Source organism: Litchfieldia stipae (assembly GCF_014837155.1).
Classification (GTDB): Bacteria; Bacillota; Bacilli; order Bacillales; family Bacillaceae_L; genus Litchfieldia.
This window is the reverse complement of the sequence record NZ_JACYHA010000003.1, coordinates 22,538-39,999: the sequence shown is the minus strand read 5'-3', so window position 1 is coordinate 39,999 and position 17,462 is coordinate 22,538. Positions and strand designations below refer to the sequence as shown.

The window sequence follows — 17,462 nt, the reverse complement described above, 5'->3', positions numbered from 1 at the left end:
AATGGAGAAAACAGCAATTATTTATGCGCGAGTAAGCACGGAAAAGGAGACACAAGTGACTTCTTTAGCTAGACAAAAGGAAGAGTTGCTTGATTTAGCTAATATGTATCAATTTCAAGTCAAAGCTGTAATTGAAGATCGCTCAAGTGGCTTCGAGATTGAAAGAGATGGAATTTTAGAGTTACTAGACATCATAAGAAATGAAGATATTGATGCCATTCTTATTCAAGATGAGACAAGACTAGGTCGAGGAAACGCTAAGATTGCTATTTTACGCTGCATCTTTAAAGAGAATGTTAAAATTTACACAATCAGTCATCAAGGTGAATTATCTCTTGCAGAATCTGATTCAATGGTTCTTGACATTGTTGCAATCGTTGAAGAATATCAAAGAAAGATACATAACATTAAAATCAAAAGAGGAATGAAAAAGGCAATTAGAAATGGATACCGGCCTGAGAAAAATTTACCGGAAAGATCTGAGGGTTCTGGGAGAAGTCGAATAGAGGCACCTATTAATGAAATCGTATCATTAAGGAACAACGGACTAACTTTCGGTGAAATAGCGTCTACTTTACGTGGTTTTGGTTATGATATTTCTAAAGCTACTGTACATAGAAGATATAAGGAATACATGGAGACTGAGGAAACGGAAAGTAAAAAACTTGATATTTGATTTTTTCTTTAGTAACATTAAACATATTTCAAGACATGCCTGAAAGGAATTAAACAATGTTATCAAGTGAAAAAATTGCTAGAATTAATTATTTATCAAAAAAATCTAAGGCTGAAGGTTTAACTAAAGCTGAAAAAGAGGAGCAACAAGAGCTACGTCAAGAATATTTAAGTGTATTCAGAAATTCAATGACCGATACATTGCATACAGTAAAGATTATTGATCCAAAAGGAAATGACGTTACTCCACAAAAGCTTAAAGATAGTAAAAATAAAAGATTGCATTAAAATACTTTTATAAATCAATAAAGGTCGTTAAGAAATACATTTTTTGAGAAATGTATTTCTTTTTTTGTATTCGACAAAAATAGTGTACAATTGCACCACTATCAGACAATTATATCAATTACATTCATATATAATAAATGTTAATTTAAGAATGATAGAGGTGCTTGAATGAGAAATTATCAAATTTACTTACTAGAGGAAGAGTTTGCGTCCCATTATTTTGGTAGGGAATCAATTTTATATCACTTATTTCTTGATCACGAACTTTCTAATCATCAAGATAAAAAACAAATATTAAAAAAACAAATTGATTTTGTCACTAGACCTATTCCTAATTTGAAAATCAATCAACTCATAGAATCATCGTTAAAGAAATTTAAATCGTATACTCAGACCGCTGATGGCCATTCATTACAATTTCAACTCCCAGAGAGTGACGCGAGAATGACAATCTCAGACAGACATATTACCCTTGTTTCTAATGGAAATATAGAAGCTGAGACCATTTTTTTTGAATTATTACGAAAATATAATCCATGTTTTTTGGCTATGGATTTTGAACAAAATCGATACGGATGGTTAAATCCAATTAAAGAAAGAAAATTTGTATAAAAGAAGGAAATTTTCCTTGTACTATTGTATAATACAATAGGGTTTAGTACACTGTAATGTAGACAACATGAAGGAGGAAATAAGTATGTGGTTATATGTTCTAGTAGGTGTTCTGGCATTACTTGCTGGGGTAGCACTAGGGTTTTTCATCGCTCGTAAGTACATGATGAATTATTTAAAGAAAAATCCGCCAATTAACGAGCAAATGTTAAAAGTGATGATGATGCAAATGGGAATGAAACCTTCTCAAAAGAAGATCAATCAAATGCTAAAAGCAATGAATGGACAGATGAAATAAATGTGGACAGGCACTCAAAATGGGTGCCTTTTTGCATGAAAAAAGTCTCTCAAAGATTTGAGAGACTTTCGGTTTTATTTGATGGATAATTATTGTATAGGTTTAATAGATGATCTAATTCTTGACTAAACTTGATGGTTTTAGAAGAACTTAGGCCATTTTTGTGAACAATTTCTATTAATTCTGCTCTTTTTCGTTCTATAATCCGCAGCATTTCATTTTTCGACACTAGAAGTTTTCCTTTCCATAGCTAGTCTTATAGATTTCATTATATACGATATTGGAAATTAATTCAAAGGAAAATAACTGGTAGATGAAGGTTGTTGCTTTTTCTTATAATAACTTTTGGGAAGTGGAAGCTTTCATCAGTCAATAAATGATTTATTGTGCTATGATATAATATAATGGATTTATTATGTTTTAAATGTTGTCAGTATAGGAGTTGTATGAAATGAGTGATCTTAATCTCTTTTTAGCATTTGGTGCAGGATTTTTGTCCTTTGTATCACCATGCTGTCTCCCACTATATCCTGCCTTCTTGTCATATATTACAGGTGTATCAGTAGGAGAATTAAAATCTGATCAAATATTGCTTCAAAAAAGAAGTATACTACATACTATTTTCTTTTTAATAGGTTTTTCACTTATTTTCGTTGCAATAGGTTTCAGTGCTTCGTTTTTAGGGAATTTCTTCTGGGATTATAAAGATTTAATTCGCCAACTAGGTGCAGTTCTAATACTCTTCTTCGGTTTTGTTATAGTAGGAGTATTAAAACCAGAATTCTTAATGAAGGAAAGAAAAATTCACTTTAAACATAGACCTTCTGGATATATCGGATCTGTTTTTATTGGAATGGCTTTTGCAGCAGGTTGGACTCCATGTACTGGTCCAATTTTATCTTCTGTTATTCTTTTAGCTGCATCTAATCCTAGCTCTGCAATGATTTATATGATGGCATATGTTATCGGTTTTGCGGTTCCATTTTTCGTTTTATCGTTCTTTATTGGAAAAATGCAGTGGATTAAACGACATAGTGTTAAAATCATGAAAATTGGTGGATATATTATGATTTTTATGGGAATTGTATTATTCTTTGATTGGATGACAAAGATTACGGTATATCTTACTAGTCTATATGGTGGATTTACAGGGTTTTGATTGATTGAAAATGGTATAATTGATATGACTAAAGTAACGAATCTGCTATAATGTAATTAAAAGACGTAGATTATTGATAGCAAGTAATTGTAGGAGGCAGCATAATGTCAAGAATTCTTGTTGTAGATGATGCAAAGTTTATGCGTATGACATTATCAACAATTTTAGTTAGAGCAAATTATGAAGTTGTTGGGGAAGCAGAAAATGGACAAGAGGCGATTCGCCTGTATAACCAACTTAAACCAGATTTAGTTACAATGGATATAACGATGCCTGAAATGAATGGAATAGAAGCGCTAAGAGAGATTATCGCTACTAATCCTGAAGCAAAAGTGATTATGTGTTCAGCGATGGGGCACCAAAAAATGATCGTTGAATCGATTGAAGCTGGTGCAAAGGACTTTATTTTAAAACCTTTTGACGAAAATAGGATATTGGAAGCTGTTAAAAGGGTAATGAGTTAAAAAATACTTTGTTAGAACGAAATAGAGATAAGGATGATATGTTTGGCTATTGCTTCTTCGATCATGGCACTTTTGATGGCAAGTTTAGTTATCTTTGTTCGATTGCGTGCCGCAAAAAAACCAACCAGTGTAAAAAAAATTGTACTTCCTCCTATATTTATGAGTACGGGGGCTTTGATGTTTATTCTTCCAATGTTTCGAGTGTCACCAATACAGATTGTAGAAGCTGTTATAGTAGGTTGTTTATTTTCGATTCTTCTTATAAAAACATCAACTTTTGAAATCAAAGATAATGAAATTTATTTAAAGCGATCTAAAGCGTTTATTTATATTTTAGTAGGGTTGCTCATTATTAGAATTGTGATGAAAACGATCCTAAGCTCAACCATTGATTTTGGAGAACTTAGCGGAATGTTTTGGTTATTAGCCTTTGCTATGATAGTTCCGTGGAGAGCTGCGATGTATCTTAAATATAAAAAGGTCCATCATGAATTATTACAATCTAGATCTGAAATGTAAAAAAGAAGCTAGTTCAAATAACCTACACATTGAGTGTCGGATTTGAACTAGCTTCTTTTGATACAAACAACTTATAAAAAAAGTTGTTTGTATGGGGTTGTATCAATTTGTTTTTCTTTTAATTTCTTTATAAGAAATTTATGATCACGTTTTGGTGTTGCACTAATGTATCCTCTAACTAATAAATCTTGTGTAATTTCAGTGGCATTTTCTTTGATTGCAATTTCACCAATTTTACCTGCGATTTTTTGTCTTGCAACATCTCTAAATAACTCTGGAACAGGACTAACTAAATCCTCTAATAATTGTTTTTGATCTTCGTTCCATAGATCTTTTGACTGTTCGAGGTAATACTCCTGCCAATCTAATTCAGATTTACCATCTTCTTTTGGAAATCTTTTAAGAAATTTTCGAAACATAAAGAATCCACCAATGAACATCATTGTTATTAAGAATACTACCCAGAATAAAATAAACCATAAAAACCAACCATTTAACATAAAAAATCACCTCATAAAAAGACCGATAATAACATTATACATGATTACAAAAGGTTAGAAAACAAACTTGATGTTAGTTCTGATGTGTTTTTCTTATATTGTTTTGAAGATAATCGATTGTTTCTTTATCAGAATTGCAAGGATATACAAATTCTTGTTTATACGTTTCAGGGCCTTTACCTGTAATAATAATAAGGTCTTTTTCACTAGCATTCTTCCATGCGTACTCAATAGCTAACGTTCGATCAGGAATGATTTTTATATTATTTCCTATATTTGATGCCATTCTCTTCATTTCTTTTACAAGTGATTCATAGTCTTCATTATTCAAGTCGTCCAATGTTAATATGACAAAATCACTATAGAAAACTGAGATTTGTAACATTGTTTCTCTCTTTGAGTGATCCCTATTTCCTCTAAAACCAAAAATATGAAATAATTGCGAATGATGTTGTGATTTTGCTGTTTTTAATGTGTGATCTAATCCATCTGGTGTATGCGCATAATCAACAACCACTGTAGGTCTTTCAGCATACGAATAGGTTTCAAATCTCCCTGGTACTCCAGGAAACGTTAATAGAGCTTCTTGAATATCTTTTGCTTCAATTTTTAATCTTCTTGCTACTGAATAAGCACCTAATGTATTCCAGACATTATGCAAACCTGGAATTGGTTGAAGGAAGGACTGTTTTTCTGTGAAATCACGGATGATACATCGGTGATTTCCTTGATTCCATTCTATAAGCTCATAATCATCTTGTGCATCAGTACCAAAAGAGAATATCCTTGAAGATGGTAGGTTCAGCTTTTCTTGTAACTTCTTTCCCCATGAACTATATGTTCCTATAATCGCTTCTCCTTCACTTTTTAATAATGTGAATAATTTACTTTTTACTAAAAAGTATGAGTCCAGGTCGGAGTGATAATCCAAATGGTCATGACTGAGGTTTGTAAAAATACCTATATCAAATTTAAGACCGCAAACACGATTTTGATCTAAACCATGTGATGAAACTTCCATTATAATAACTTCGTCAGTACTTTCTACTAATAATTTTTGTAAAAGTATTGGGTCTGGTGTGGTTTGAGTTGAATAAAAATCCTTGCCATTGATAATATGTTTGACCGTTCCAATTAAACTACAAGAAATTCCTTGTGTTTCAAGAATATGACGAAGTAAATATGAGGTCGTTGTTTTTCCATTGGTACCAGTAATGCCAATCATGATTGGCCGTTTCCATGGGTGATTGTAGAACTCACTTGCTACTTTTGCTAATGCGAGTCGACTGTTCGAGGTCTTATAATAGGGAACATTCAAATCTGTTAGTTCTTTCTCACCTATAATGGCAGCAGCACCATTTTCAATGGCTTGTTTTATAAATTGGTGACCATCCATAGCAGTCCCTGATATAGCTATAAAAAGATTCCCTTCATTAATTTCACGAGAATCAAAATGTACTCCTGAAATCCCTTTTTTGAGTATCGATTTTATTGTGATTAATTCCTTTGAGAGTGAATCTTCTAATAGCATTAAGCATAACTCCTTTTGGAAAAATAGCCCTAAAATGACCTGAGTTGAGAGATTGTTTCATGTCAATTATTTAACCTCATGATAATTCACGAAGTAGTATTTCCAGTCGACATCTTTTCTACCCAAGAATAGATAGTATTCAATTTCGTGCAAGAAGCCATACATGAAAGAAAGTGATTGTTAGAGGAGGCCATGAGGTCGGATTGTTCGAATAAAAAAACTGACAAAAGAATTGAGATAAAAGGTTATATGTAAGAGTATGACTAATAGTTGATGTTTTGAACGAAAAATCAATTCATTTGTCAGATTCACAAGGAACCAAATTGTTAAATGGAACTACTTTTTTCTATTGCACTATTCCAGTCAGGAAAATAATGAAGTGCATGTCTCATTAATTGAGGGTTCGTCTTTTTTACATTCTTTTTATTTAGGTTTCCCCCGGTTACTTTTAATTGTTGAATATTTTGTAGAACTTCTTCTGCACTCATATTCACTTCCATTTTAATCACCTCCTCTAATTGAATAACTATAGAATTGCCTTTATTTTGAAATGTATACCAGTTTTAAATCTTTTATTAATTTAGATGATTAAAGAAATAGTATGTGGTGAATTTATACATAACTTCCTATAATTAATTTTCTCCAAAGTGATAGAAATAGGGTATAATATGGATAGTTAATGTAGATATTCGTACAAAGGAAAGAGAGATTATTGTGGCAAAAAGATATAGTAATGTAATGGAAGAACTTGTTGAAACATTAGTAACAGTTCAAATGCTTGGTTCGGACTTTCAAGTATTTTGTAAATGTGAGAAATGTAGAACAGATATAATTGCTCTTAGCTTAAATAGTTTGCCTAGTCATTATGTAACAACAGAGGAAGGTAGACAAAGTGTCTTTGAACGATTGAACACAAAAGAGAACTTAAAGTGGATTAATAAACGAATAATTAGTTCAATATATTTAGTAGGCAAATACCCAAATCACGAAGGAAGTAAGTAATAACATTTGTGAGAAATTCAATAAAATTAGAGAAACAGTATCCCCATTGATTTTGATTAGGGGATTTTTTCTTGTTGTCTGAAATATGTATAGAATATAAGTAAAATAAGATATTTGTCCACACAAGAAAATTACCATTCTCATATAATAATTCGAGGTGGTGATATATTATGGTGAAAATATTTATCGATCCTGGACATGGTGGTAATGACTCAGGAGCTGTTGGGAATGGTTTGGAAGAGAAGCGTCTTACTTTACAAATAGCACTTTCTCTTAGAAACATTTTAATGAATGAATATGAGGCAGTTTCTGTTCGCTTAAGTCGTACATCTGATCAGACTGTTAGCTTAACTGATAGAACAACTGCTGCTAACAATTGGAATGCTGATTATTATTTATCAATCCATGTAAACGCTGGTGGAGGTACGGGATTTGAGAGTTTTATTTATCCTGGTATAGGTTCTCCTACAACTAGCTATCAAAACTTAGTTCATGAGGAAATACTGAGACAAGTTGATTTCCGTGACAGAGGTAAAAAAACAGCGAACTTTCATGTATTACGAGCAACGAGAATGCCAGCATTATTAACAGAAAATGGCTTTATTGATCATGCAGAAGATGCGGAAAAATTAAAGTCTACAAGTTTCTTAAATCAAATTGCTAGAGGACATGCCAATGGTATAGCTAGAGCTTTCAATTTAAAGAAAAAACCAACGAATCTATACAAAGTCCAAATTGGTGCTTTTAGAAACAAATCAAACGCGGATGCTCTAGCGAGCGAAGCATCGTCAAAAGGCTTTGAATCAATTGTGTTACGAACAGATGATCTGTATAAGGTTCAAATTGGTGCATTTACATCAAAAGATAATGCTGATCGCTTAGCAGCGCGAGCCAAGAATGAAGGTTTTGATGTGCTTGTGTATCAAGAGTAACAAAATAGGTGGAGAGAGGGCTTTTGCCCTCTTTTTCTAATGCTCTAGTAGTTAAAAAAAAATCTCCTATGCGGAGGAAGAAAAGCTATTTTAATACATATGAGGCTAAAGCCTTCTGAACATCGTATATGTTCTTATCTTTTTTAAATTGTTTTGCAACAGGCTCGGTCGTACTAGAGATCCATATTTTAAGTTCCGCATCTAAATCAAAGGTTCCAGCGGTTTCTACACTGAAGTGAGTTACGCTTCGGTAAGGAATCGAATGGTATTCAACCTTTTTACCTGAAATGCCTTGTTTGTCAATCAATATTAATCGCTTGTCAGTGAATACGATTAAGTCTCGTATTAATTTAAACGCTTTTTCTACTTTTTCATGATCGGCTAAAATCATTTCTAATTCTTTTGAAACTGAGTGTATATCAGCTTCAGAAGCATTTCCCATGATACCATCAAGAAATCCCATGAAAACTCCTCCTTTTGTTATCTTTTTCCATTATAGTACAAAAGATGGTTAAAACCAAAGAGACATTTGTTACGGACATAGAATTCTTTGGGATTTTCGGGAGTATTATTATAGAAAAGTAGAGCATAAGTTATAGTGTAATCACATGAAAAGCGTTTAAAGCAGAATAAGAATACAGCATAATCAAATAAAAGTCGGAAAATTAAAACTTTAAGTAGGGAAAGTGTAATGAAAAGTTAAATGTAAGCGCTTAATATTAGGGGTAAGGAGGTGAATATCCATCTCACAAGTTATTAAACAATGGAAAGAAATCAAATTAAACAAACAAGGGGGATATATGAAATGAAGAAGTGGATGATGTTATTTATTTCGGTAGTAATGGTGTTCACTTTGGCAGCTTGTAGTGGTAATACGACAACAAATGAACCAAGTTCAAATGATGGGGAAGGTAAAGGTGAAGAAGCAAATAAAGAAGTTACTCTTCGCATTGCATGGTGGGGTGCGGAGCCAAGACATGACTACACTTTAAAAATGATTGAATTGTATGAGGAACTCAATCCACATGTGAAAATCCAACCAGAGTATGCAAGCTGGGATGATTATTGGAAGAAATTAGCTCCACAAGCGTCAGCTGGACAGCTTCCAGATATTATCCAAATGGACCTTTCTTACATTATTCAATATGGAAACAATAATCAGTTAGCTGATTTAGCTCCATACTTAGGGAATGAGATTGATACTTCAGATCTTTCCCAAAATTTTATTGACGGTGGGAAAATAGGAGATAAATACTATGGAATGAATGGTGGAGTAAACGCATTATCTTTCCAATATGACCCTGAGGCACTTCAGAAAATTGGTGTAGACAAAATTGATGAGAACTGGACATGGGATGATTACAAAGTTATGGCGGATAAAGCTGTAGAGAATGGCATTTATTTCGAAAATGGTCCTGGTACAGCTCCAGATGTGACCTTTAATTATTATTTAAGATCACATGGAGAAAGACTATATAGTGAAGATGGGACAAAATTAGGTTATGAAGATGACCAATTGTTTGTTGATTTCTATAAAATGTATGCAGATATGGTAAATAAAAAAGCAGTACAATCACCTGACGAAAGTGCTCAAGTAAAAGGACTTGAAGATGACCCTGTTGTCAAACAACAATCAATCGGACTTTTTCAATGGTCTAACCAGTTAATTGGTATTCAATCTGCTGCAAATCGTCCGATTGAAATCGTTGGCTTACCTGGACCAAATGCAGAAAAAGGATTATTCTTAAAACCTGGTTTATTATGGTCTATTGCGAATAACTCTGAAAATAAAGCAGAAGCGGCTAAATTTATCGACTTCTATACGAACAATATTGAAGCAAATAAGTTAATGCTAGGAGACCGTGGCGTTCCTGGATCTCCTAAAGTCCAAGAAGCATTATTACCGTTACTTTCTGAGCCACAAAAACAAGTATTCAACTATGTAGCTTGGGTAGGAGAAAATAGTTCACCATATAGTGGACCAGATCCAGCAAAAGCAGGAGAAATTATCAGTCTATTAAGGAATATCACTGAGCAAATAGCATATGGAGTAATCGAGCCAGAAGAAGCTGCAACACAGTTTAGAGAACAGGCTGATAGTATTTTAAACCAATAATTAATTAATTTGAAACTGAAGAACCTCACAAAATAATTATCATTTATAATGATCGCGGGTTAAATCCGGGGTCATTTTTTTATCTATTCGATCTTGAATAACCTCTTGATATATGATTGTAATTGAGGCAATATAAAATTAACATACTATCAATTTAAGATACTTAGAGAATACTATTGTGAGCCTCTATCCGATGACGAACTTGTAAAAAGGATTGTGCGGAATATTTCTAATTAAACCAACATAATTATGTAAGTGCTTTCATTTAATTGTCCTTCAAATTAGTATCATTAAGCTTATAAATAAACAAAAAATGATTAGGTAGTTGATTGAGCTAAGATAAATAAGAAAGAGGAGTTACAATTGAATATTCGGAATTCCTACAATACCCTTTCAATTAAGTGGAAGTTTATGGTGATTATTTCAATGTTTGTAATTGTAATTAGTGTTGTGTGCTTGTCAGCAATTCAAATAACAAATTACGTATATGATAAACAATTGCTTAATCTTTCCTCGAAAATGTTAAATCTATATACAACTACTATTGAAAATGAATTGAGAAAGATGGATAAACTTACCTTCTCTTTGCTGACTGAAGGGAGGACTCAAGACAATCTAGTAAAGATTAATAGCATACCATCTTCATATGAACGCTATCAAGCAATCACTGAGTTAAGAACAAAGCTACTGGGATTATCACAATCAGAAAGTTATATTACGTCGGTAAGCTACTTTGATGAAAAAGGAAGAGAATATACGGTTGGAAATAGTGTATCTGTCTTTAATGGTATTTACTTGAAAAAAGTTAGAGATACACTCGATCTTAGTTCTGGAGAAATCACATGGATTGAGCCAATGGAAGGGGATTCTAGCTTTGTTGTTGCAAGGAAACTAAGAACGGTGGGGCAATTACAGTCTGTTGGTTATATTCTGGTAAGAATTGATCCCGAATGGCTCATCAAATGGGTCTCTGGTACTTGGTCTGATTTTAGAGGCGAGTTATTAATCTATACAGATAATTATGATGAAATTTATAAAAATCCTTCGTTACAGTCATTAGAATTTGATCCTGGTCTTTTGAAAGATGGTAAATATAACATTCAGAATATAAATGGGAGTAAATATCTTGTAACAGATGTGAATTCAAATTACACTGGCTGGTCCTATTATACTTTAGTTTCCTATGATCATATTTTTAATAGCATATCATTAATCAGAATGACTTTGTTTATAATCTTTGTCATACTAATGGTCATTCTATTTATCGTCGGTGTTAAATTCTCAGGAAGTATTACAACGCCTATAATTAATTTAAGTAAACGGATGAAGAAAGTGGAGAACGGCGAATTTGAATTAACCGGGATGTCCTGTACAAAACAAGATAGCGGTGATGAGGTTATCCAGTTACACAATGATTTTCTATATATGATTAACAAAATAAATTCATTAATTAAGGAAAATTATCTTAAACAGTTATTAATAAAAGAAGCTGAAATAAAGGCGTTACAGTCTCAAATTAATCCTCATTTTCTCTATAACACGCTTGAATCAATTAATTGGGAAGCAAGAATAAACAAACAGCATAAAATATCAACTATGGTTAAAGCATTGGGAGATATCCTGAGAAAAGCTACACAAACTTCTAATCATGTGACGACAATTGGTGAAGAATTGAAACTTGTACAGGCATATATCACGATTCAAAGTTTTCGATATGAAGAAAGACTGGAGTTTGAGGTTATTTGTGAAGATCATTTGCGAGAAAAAGAAATTGTGAAGATGAGTTTACAGCCTATCGTAGAAAATTCCATTAAATATGGATTAGAACGAAAAGCGGGGATATGCCAAATAAAAGTTTTAATCGAGGGAAATGGGGAATGGATTAAAATTGATATTATTGATAATGGTCCAGGTATGAAAGAAAAAGACCTTGTTGAACTCCAAAAGAGAAACATCAAAACCTCTGGCACTGGTATTGGACTTAAAAATATAGACGACCGGATTAAATTAAGCTTCGGAGATCAGTATGGTTTAACCATCCACAGCCAAGAAACAATCGGGACTTGTGTGACTTTAATTATTCCTTATAGGGGGGGAAGCTAATAATCATGTACAAGGTATTAGTAGTTGATGACGAGAGAATGATTCGTGAAGGGATTGTACAGTTGATTGATTGGGGAGCACTTGGGCTTGAAGTTATTGGGGCAAAGGAAAACGGGGTAGAAGCTTTCGATGTAATTAAAAAACGTAAACCTGAAATTGTGATAACAGACATAATGATGCCCGAAATGAACGGACTTGAACTCATCTCAAATGTTAGAAGTCAACTATTGGATACGTATTTTATTGTTTTATCAGGATATGGTGAATTTGATTATGCAAGTACTGCTTTAAAATATGGTGTAAAGGATTATATTTTGAAACCGTGTGATGAGAAAGAAATAACTGAGGCATTAGATAAAGTTGTCAAAGAGATCAAACAAGTGGAAAAGAAAGATCTGCTTCTAAAAAAAATGAGTGATAATTGGGATGAAGCAATGCCACAAATGAAAGAAAAATTTCTTATTGAAGCAATCAAATGTGATCATTATACGGATAGTGAATATTTACGGCTTAGAGAGATGTTTAATTTGACCGAACAAAGCTTTAAACTCGTATTGCTGAGACCAGAGAAGGAATGTAGCCTAATTGAAAGGTTTGCATTAAAAAACATCGCAGATGAATCACTTGAATCAGTTAGATTACAAATAAGTACGATTTTCGAAGGAGATATATTAATTTTAATTGGAGCTGTCGATCATTTAGAGTTAGAAACTCCTTTAGAAGATATTCAACAAATTTTTCTCAGATATTATAACAAAAAGACATTTATCGCCATAAGTGATGAAGCCCCATTGGAGGAACTTCGACATATGTATTCTGATATTTCTGATTGTTTACAATACGGATTTTATACTGGTGAGGGTCATTTGATTACAAAGAAAGACGTGGACTTAGGGAGTGGAGAAGCACTAAAGAACCGAGACAAAGAGATTGAGAAGATTATTATTTCAATAAAAACAGGCCATATTGAGGTAGTGAAAGAACAAATACGAAATTTTTTCATGCGTTTGATGATTAGTAAGGAACGGATTGACCTCACTAAAATGTATTGTATGGAACTTTTGCTTAATATGATTCAGCAAAGTCGTTCTGAGCCACTAGATTCATATGCTCAAGTCGTTATACAGCTTGATGAAATGACAACAATTCAACAAATTGAAGAGTTTGTTACTCGTATTGGGATTAAAATAGCAGAATCAAACTATGAACATACTACAAAAATCTATAGTAATGCGATTGAAAAAGTCATTTCATATATCGAAAAAAACTTAGATCAACCTAATTTGAGTTTGAAGAAAATTGCTAGAGAAATATTATTTATGAATGAAGACTATTTGAGTCGCATATTTCAACGTGAAACTGGGGAACGTTTTTCATTATATGTAAATAAACTCAGAATGGAAAAAGCAAAAGTTCTGTTAGAGACTAGAGAAGATTTGAAAATGTTTGAGGTTTCAGAGCTCACTGGCTTTGGTGATAAAAATCATTACTTCAGTTTAGCTTTTAAAAAATATACTGGGATGTCACCAAGAGAGTATAAGAGTTTATTCGAAACATCGAAAAAATAATCTAGCTGGATAAAGAATGAATGTATAGAACTCGAAGGAGTTAGTGAAATGCGAAAAAAGATTGTAGCATTAATTTTATTCGTCATATTAATTCAATTATCCTTAACTGCTTGCTCCAATGATAGAAGTAAAGTGCAACGACTGGACAAAGAAAATACTGATGAAAAAGTTACTCTAAGGATTACCTGGTGGGGGTCACAGACTAGACATAATGACACACGGAAGTTATTAGACTTATACATGAAAAAAAATCCTCATGTTATCTTTGAAGCTGCACCATCTGGTTGGGATGGTTATTTTGATAAGTTATTGGCTCAAGGGGCAGGGAACACTATGCCAGATATCATTCAAATGGATTATTCCTATATTTCAACATTTACAACAACAGGACTTTTAGCGGACCTTCAACCCTATTTAGACAATGGAATACTGAATATGAGGAATCTAGACCAAAGGTTATTAACTACTGGTAAATTAGAGAATCAATTAACTGGAATACCAATAGGATTAACCTCTTTAGCCATTACGTATAACCCTAAGGTATTCGATCAAGCAGGTTTGGAGATGCCTACTCCTGATTGGACATGGGAGGATTTCAAATCGAATATGTTAGATATCCAAGCCAAAACCGGTTTTTATGGGACTGTAAAGTTAGTTGATCCACATGTTTTTTCGTATTGGGTTAGACAATATGGTGATAGCCTGTTTTCTGAAGATGGAACCAAATTAGGGTATGAAGATGATCAAATTCTGGTTGAGTATTTAGTATTGCTAAAAGAACTTCAGGAAAAAGAAGCGATACCTAATCCAGATGAATGGGCACAAATCTCATCTAAAGGGAAGGAGGCAGAGCCTGTTGTAGTTGGTGAGTCTGGGACTACATTTGACTGGTCGAACTTTATAGTTATTGCTTCAGAGGCAAATCCTACTTTGAAGTTAATGACGCCACCCAATAGGGCAGGTGGTGTGGATGGCCTTTGGATTAAGCCATCTATGTTTTTCTCTATAGCAAAATCCTCTGAGCATAAAGAAGAAGCTGTAAAATTTATAGATTGGTTTATTAATAGCCAAGAGGCAAATGATGTTATTAATGCAGAACGTGGTATTCCAGTATCATCTGAGGTTAGAGACGCGATGAGTTTGCAGCTATCAGCGCAACAAAAAGAAATGTTTGATTTTAACGAAGTTGCTTTAGAATACTCTACTGCAATTGATCCGCCAGAACCATTTGGTGTAACAGAAGTAAACCAGCTATTAACGGAAACGATTAATAAAGTGATGTATGAACAAATCGATATTCACAGGGCGGCAGCGGATTTTAGAATTGAAGCAAATCGAGCGTTAAGTAGAAATAAAAATAATTAAGAGAAATGTATATGCTTACAACTTCGAGGTCATTTAATTTATTGTATTAAATTAATAGGTTTGGCGGGACTGCCTGGGAATCGAACCCAGCTGCGACGTCACGCGCCGCACAATCGGTTTTGAAGACCGTGAGGGACACCAGTACCCCAATCAACCCCGTAAATAGATATAAATGGACAGGCAAAATTGACACGAAATTCATTATGCATGATTTGAGGAGAAAATACAAGTGAGAAATTCTTCTTTTGCTTATCGAGTTTCATGTATACGATTTTGTGTGCAATCGTTTAATCTCGTGTCCATTTCTTTTATATGTAGTGCAGATGCTTGATTATCAGTTGATTTGACGTTAAAGTAATGTGTAATTGATAGGTTTTAGAAGGTAGGTACATACGTTGGAAAAAAGATATTTTACAATTGGTATGGCAGGTCATATCGATCATGGTAAGACTACATTAACCAAAGCGCTAACTAATGTTGATACGGATCGTTTAAAAGAAGAGAAAGAAAGGCAAATTTCCATTGAACTTGGATTTGCACCTTTACATATTAATGACGACATGCAGGTTTCAGTAGTTGATGTGCCTGGGCACGAGCGTTTTATTCGTCAAATGATTGCGGGAGTGGCAGGAATCGATTTAGTGATTCTTGTTGTGGCAGCGGATGAAGGAGTAATGCCTCAAACGAGAGAGCATCTTGAAATACTTTCGTTTCTAGGGATTGATAAAGGAATTATTGCTGTATCAAAAATAGATCGAGTGGATCCTGACTTTGTCGAACTAGTTGAGGACGATATAAAAGAGCAACTCGAAGGAACTGTTTTTCAGGAAGCACCTATCATACTAGTTGATAGTCTTTCAAATAAAGGAATTGATGAGTTAAAAACTAAAATCGAAGAACAATTAAATGTCATTGAAAAACAAAAAACAATTGGCAGCTTTCGCTTACCAATTGACCAGGTTTTTACTGTCAAAGGCCAGGGGACAGTTGTACGAGGGACGATTTATGAGGGAGAAGTTGAAGTAGATAGAATGTTAACGGTGCTTCCAAAAAACATTGAAGTCAAGGCTAGGCAACTGCAGGTTCATCATCATCAAGTAACGAATGCGTCTGCAGGACAACGTGTTGCTATTAATTTGGGTGGTATTACAAAGTCTGAAATTAAACGTGGAGATGTCCTTGTATCATCAAATGATTATATTGTCACACAAACGATTGATATTGCATTAAGATTTGTCAATCCCCTTAAATATAGTATAAGGCAAAGGTCACTTGTTAAATGTCATATCGGAACAACAGAGGTAATGGGGAAGCTTGTCTTTTTTGACCGGAACGATGTTGTAAATGAAGATGAGGAAATTCTATGTCAATTACGATTAGATGAGGAAATAGTCACGAAGCGTGGAGATCGATTTATCGTCAGAAGACCTACACCAGCTGAAACAATTGGTGGTGGCTGGGTGATTGATCCTGGTGGCGAGAAATATCGTTTTGGTCATGAAACGATTAAAATGTTAAAAGACAAACAAGAAGGAACGCCAGAGGATCGGATTAGAAGGTCTATTGATCTTTCTCAATTAATGTCAGTGTCTCAATTAAGTAAAGAAACAGGGATTAATCACGATCTGATAGAGGAAATTCTGGTAGACCAAGATTTTGTTCAAGTTAAACAAGGGCTATATACAACTAGATCCATAATAAATCATTTAGGTGATTTAATTGTGAAGTCAGTCAGTGAATTTCATCAATTAAATCCGCTTATAAATGGGATGAACAAAGCTGAATTAACTCAAATGTTAATGCAGAAATACAAAAAAGAATTAATTGATTACTTGATAGATCATCTTATCAAAGAGGGGGAATTAAAAAGAACCGATCAATTTCTTGCCGTAGCTTCCTTTGAGCCTACTTTTCCAGCTCAATGGGCAAAAAGAATGGAAGGGGTTCTTATTGCGATTAAGCAAGATGGAATGAAAGTTCAAACTTGGGGAGAGTATGTTTCGCAAGCGGGACTTCCAGTTAAAGAGGCAAATGATTTGTTGCACTATTTAATAGGAAGTAACCAAATTTATCAGCTAGATGAAAAGCATTATATACATAAAGAGCCTTTAATCCTTTCCATCTCTCAATTAAAAGCAGAAAAGCCTGATCAATTTGAATTAAAGGATGCAAAGGACATTCTTGGGCTTTCAAGAAAATATTTGGTTCCATTAGTAGAGCTCTACGATAAATTAAACATGACAAAACGGATTGATAACATCCGAGTCTGGGAAAAAAACGATCTCTAATCATTTGTTTTGCTTACTGGCCAGACCTTGTACTAAAATAGT

Annotated in this window: 19 protein-coding genes and 1 tRNA gene; 14 read left to right on the top strand and 6 right to left on the bottom strand. The window is 33.6% G+C overall.

Translation table 11 applies throughout. From position 1 onward, the window contains the following. Position 1 precedes the first annotated feature (1 nt). The 4 genes from F7888_RS04340 to F7888_RS04325 all read left to right on the top strand — a co-directional run bounded on the left by F7888_RS04340 (position 2) and on the right by F7888_RS04325 (position 1,873). Positions 2 to 676 carry a YneB family resolvase-like protein gene (locus F7888_RS04340; RefSeq protein WP_191777566.1) on the top strand — a complete coding sequence of 225 codons (675 nt, stop codon included), beginning with the start codon at positions 2 to 4 and terminating at the stop codon, positions 674 to 676. A 56-nt stretch (positions 677 to 732) separates the two neighbouring features. Beyond that, positions 733 to 963 (top strand): DUF896 domain-containing protein, encoded by a 231-nt coding sequence (locus tag F7888_RS04335; RefSeq protein WP_191777564.1) that lies wholly within the window; start codon positions 733 to 735, stop codon positions 961 to 963. 168 nt (positions 964 to 1,131) lie between these two features. Beyond that, positions 1,132 to 1,575, top strand: coding sequence for a sporulation inhibitor of replication protein SirA (gene sirA, locus F7888_RS04330; RefSeq protein ID WP_191777562.1), 444 nt, complete (start codon positions 1,132 to 1,134; stop codon positions 1,573 to 1,575). Between the two features lie 85 nt (positions 1,576 to 1,660). Beyond that, a complete protein-coding gene (locus tag F7888_RS04325; RefSeq protein WP_386756494.1) occupies positions 1,661 to 1,873 on the top strand; it encodes a YneF family protein in 213 nt (70 codons plus the stop codon). A 49-nt stretch (positions 1,874 to 1,922) separates the two neighbouring features. Here the strand turns inward: F7888_RS04325 and F7888_RS04320 are convergent, their stop codons facing one another. After that, positions 1,923 to 2,087: an aspartyl-phosphate phosphatase Spo0E family protein gene (locus F7888_RS04320; RefSeq protein ID WP_225228613.1), complete on the bottom strand. Its 165-nt coding sequence runs from the start codon at positions 2,085 to 2,087 to the stop codon at positions 1,923 to 1,925. 237 nt (positions 2,088 to 2,324) lie between these two features. Between F7888_RS04320 and F7888_RS04315 the strand changes: the two genes are divergently transcribed. The 3 genes from F7888_RS04315 to F7888_RS04305 all read left to right on the top strand — a co-directional run bounded on the left by F7888_RS04315 (position 2,325) and on the right by F7888_RS04305 (position 4,015). Beyond that, positions 2,325 to 3,032: a cytochrome c biogenesis protein CcdA gene (locus F7888_RS04315; RefSeq protein WP_191777558.1), complete on the top strand. Its 708-nt coding sequence runs from the start codon at positions 2,325 to 2,327 to the stop codon at positions 3,030 to 3,032. Positions 3,033 to 3,136: 104 nt separating this feature from the next. Then, positions 3,137 to 3,496 carry a response regulator gene (locus F7888_RS04310; RefSeq protein WP_191777556.1) on the top strand — a complete coding sequence of 120 codons (360 nt, stop codon included), beginning with the start codon at positions 3,137 to 3,139 and terminating at the stop codon, positions 3,494 to 3,496. Between the two features lie 33 nt (positions 3,497 to 3,529). Further along, positions 3,530 to 4,015, top strand: coding sequence for a CcdC family protein (locus F7888_RS04305; RefSeq protein WP_191777555.1), 486 nt, complete (start codon positions 3,530 to 3,532; stop codon positions 4,013 to 4,015). Positions 4,016 to 4,086: 71 nt separating this feature from the next. Here the strand turns inward: F7888_RS04305 and F7888_RS04300 are convergent, their stop codons facing one another. The 3 genes from F7888_RS04300 to F7888_RS04290 all read right to left on the bottom strand — a co-directional run bounded on the left by F7888_RS04300 (position 4,087) and on the right by F7888_RS04290 (position 6,546). Continuing rightward, on the bottom strand, positions 4,087 to 4,515 hold the full coding sequence (locus F7888_RS04300; protein WP_191777552.1) for a DUF2621 domain-containing protein: 429 nt from the start codon (positions 4,513 to 4,515) through the stop codon (positions 4,087 to 4,089). Between the two features lie 73 nt (positions 4,516 to 4,588). Further along, complete coding sequence (locus F7888_RS04295) at positions 4,589 to 6,046, bottom strand: UDP-N-acetylmuramoyl-L-alanyl-D-glutamate--2,6-diaminopimelate ligase (protein ID WP_191777550.1); 1,458 nt, start codon at positions 6,044 to 6,046, stop codon at positions 4,589 to 4,591. Positions 6,047 to 6,372: 326 nt separating this feature from the next. Then, a complete protein-coding gene (locus tag F7888_RS04290) occupies positions 6,373 to 6,546 on the bottom strand; it encodes a hypothetical protein (RefSeq protein WP_191777548.1) in 174 nt (57 codons plus the stop codon). Positions 6,547 to 6,760: 214 nt separating this feature from the next. Here F7888_RS04290 and F7888_RS04285 point away from each other — a divergent pair, with 214 nt between their 5' ends. Continuing rightward, a complete protein-coding gene (locus F7888_RS04285; RefSeq protein WP_318246225.1) occupies positions 6,761 to 7,048 on the top strand; it encodes a late competence development ComFB family protein in 288 nt (95 codons plus the stop codon). Positions 7,049 to 7,218: 170 nt separating this feature from the next. Next, entirely contained in the window at positions 7,219 to 7,980 is a 762-nt protein-coding gene (locus F7888_RS04280) for an N-acetylmuramoyl-L-alanine amidase (RefSeq protein WP_191777546.1), read from the top strand. Between the two features lie 85 nt (positions 7,981 to 8,065). On the opposite strand, the gene F7888_RS04275 is transcribed toward F7888_RS04280, so the two are convergent. Next, positions 8,066 to 8,443, bottom strand: a complete 378-nt coding sequence (locus F7888_RS04275) for a PH domain-containing protein (protein WP_191777544.1) — start codon at positions 8,441 to 8,443, stop codon at positions 8,066 to 8,068. Positions 8,444 to 8,785: 342 nt separating this feature from the next. Here F7888_RS04275 and F7888_RS04270 point away from each other — a divergent pair, with 342 nt between their 5' ends. The 4 genes from F7888_RS04270 to F7888_RS04255 all read left to right on the top strand — a co-directional run bounded on the left by F7888_RS04270 (position 8,786) and on the right by F7888_RS04255 (position 15,132). Continuing rightward, complete coding sequence (locus F7888_RS04270; protein WP_191777542.1) at positions 8,786 to 10,096, top strand: ABC transporter substrate-binding protein; 1,311 nt, start codon at positions 8,786 to 8,788, stop codon at positions 10,094 to 10,096. Between the two features lie 363 nt (positions 10,097 to 10,459). Then, positions 10,460 to 12,199 (top strand): cache domain-containing sensor histidine kinase, encoded by a 1,740-nt coding sequence (locus tag F7888_RS04265; protein ID WP_191777540.1) that lies wholly within the window; start codon positions 10,460 to 10,462, stop codon positions 12,197 to 12,199. A 5-nt stretch (positions 12,200 to 12,204) separates the two neighbouring features. Continuing rightward, the gene (locus F7888_RS04260; RefSeq protein ID WP_191777538.1) at positions 12,205 to 13,767 is read left to right on the top strand and encodes a response regulator transcription factor; all 1,563 of its coding nucleotides are present in this window, start codon (positions 12,205 to 12,207) and stop codon (positions 13,765 to 13,767) included. Positions 13,768 to 13,815: 48 nt separating this feature from the next. Further along, positions 13,816 to 15,132: an ABC transporter substrate-binding protein gene (locus tag F7888_RS04255; protein WP_191777536.1), complete on the top strand. Its 1,317-nt coding sequence runs from the start codon at positions 13,816 to 13,818 to the stop codon at positions 15,130 to 15,132. A 61-nt stretch (positions 15,133 to 15,193) separates the two neighbouring features. Here the strand turns inward: F7888_RS04255 and F7888_RS04250 are convergent. Continuing rightward, positions 15,194 to 15,290 (bottom strand) — tRNA-Sec (locus F7888_RS04250). A gap of 237 nt (positions 15,291 to 15,527) precedes the next feature. Here F7888_RS04250 and selB point away from each other — a divergent pair. Next, on the top strand, positions 15,528 to 17,420 hold the full coding sequence (gene selB / locus F7888_RS04245) for a selenocysteine-specific translation elongation factor (RefSeq protein ID WP_191777534.1): 1,893 nt from the start codon (positions 15,528 to 15,530) through the stop codon (positions 17,418 to 17,420). Positions 17,421 to 17,462 lie beyond the last annotated feature (42 nt).